Source organism: Kitasatospora sp. NPDC004799, from assembly GCF_040609095.1.
Classification (GTDB): domain Bacteria; phylum Actinomycetota; class Actinomycetes; order Streptomycetales; family Streptomycetaceae; genus Kitasatospora.
Genome location: NZ_JBEXJK010000829.1, coordinates 1 through 1,153 on the forward strand (window position 1 = coordinate 1; position 1,153 = coordinate 1,153).

Genomic DNA, 1,153 nt, shown 5'->3' on the forward strand with positions numbered 1-1,153 from the left:
GGCTGGCCCCCGGCCGCGGGCCGGCGCCCCCCCCCCCCCCCCCGGCCGCGGACCCGCAGCCACCCGCCCGGGACAACCCCCGGACAACCCCCGGCCACCCCGGGACGCCCCGGAACCTCGGGACACCTCGGGAAACCTTGGGACACCACCATGCCGACACCACCACGCCGTCCGGCCACCCCCGGGCCCGCCCTGGGCCTGTGGGCGCTGCACGACCTCCACCTGCGCCACTACCTCGCCTACGCCGCCCTGCTCCTGTCGCCCGCCGACGCGCCCCTGGCCGTGCGCGCCGCCTTCGAGGAACTCGGCGGGCACTGGCTCGACGCCCTGTCCACCGCCAGCCCGGCCGCCTGCGCCTGGCAGGCGGTGCGCCGCCGCGTCTGCACCCTGGCCGGCCCCCGGCCGCTCGGACCGGTCGCCCACCTCACCGCCGCCCAGCAGGACGTCCTGCTGCTGCACCTGGTCCTCGACCTGTCCGCCGCCGAGATCGCCGCCCTCACCGGCACCGAACCCGCCGCCGTCCACGTCCAGCTGCGCTCGCTGGCCGCCGCCCGCCGCTGAGCGGCCCCGGCGGTCGGTCCGTGCGGCCGGCGGCACCGGCACCACGCCGCCACCGGCATCGGTGCAGGTGCCGAGGCCCGCGGACCGGAAAAATGTGCTGCGGAAATTCCCTTTTCGGCCCGGAGCCTGTTACGGTCGTAGAAGTTGCAGTTTTGGTTCCCATGAACTCTGTGTGCGCCTGCTGGTTCCCTCGCAGGCGCATTTTTTTCTGAGATCCCAGCGGGTCATCAGTGCGGCGACACGTGGTCCCGCGCAGTGCGGGTCCACAGCGCCTTCGAAGGAGAATTTCCCATGGCTTTCGGCACCGTGAAGTGGTTCAACGGGGAAAAGGGTTTCGGCTTCATCCAGCAGGAGGACGGCGGCCCGGACGTGTTCGCCCACTACTCGAACATCAACGCCTCGGGCTTCCGTGAGCTGCTCGAGGGCCAGAAGGTCGAGTACGACGTCACCCAGGGCCAGAAGGGCCTTCAGGCGGAGAACATCCGCCCCATCGCGCTCTGACGCTCCCCGCCGCGATCCCCGGATCGCAAGGTGGCCACCCTGGAGATCGAGAAGACGCTGAACATGGGCGTCGGCATGGTCGCGGTCGTCC

The 1,153-nt window shown here is 72.1% G+C and carries 2 protein-coding genes; both read left to right on the forward strand.

Going from position 1 to position 1,153, the window contains the following annotated elements:
* Positions 1 to 150: 150 nt before the first annotated feature.
* Positions 151 to 561, forward strand: a complete 411-nt coding sequence (locus ABZW03_RS41110) for a sigma factor-like helix-turn-helix DNA-binding protein (RefSeq protein ID WP_355270027.1) — start codon at positions 151 to 153, stop codon at positions 559 to 561.
* A gap of 291 nt (positions 562 to 852) precedes the next feature.
* Entirely contained in the window at positions 853 to 1,062 is a 210-nt protein-coding gene (locus tag ABZW03_RS41115) for a cold-shock protein (RefSeq protein ID WP_355270029.1), read from the forward strand.
* Positions 1,063 to 1,153 lie beyond the last annotated feature (91 nt).

Excerpts from the sequence above, each read along its gene's own strand:
- ABZW03_RS41110 (WP_355270027.1), top strand. The coding sequence starts at position 151 with ATGCCGACACCACCACGCCGTCCGGCCACCCCCGGGCCCGCCCTGGGC.
- ABZW03_RS41115 (WP_355270029.1), top strand. The coding sequence starts at position 853 with ATGGCTTTCGGCACCGTGAAGTGGTTCAACGGGGAAAAGGGTTTCGGC.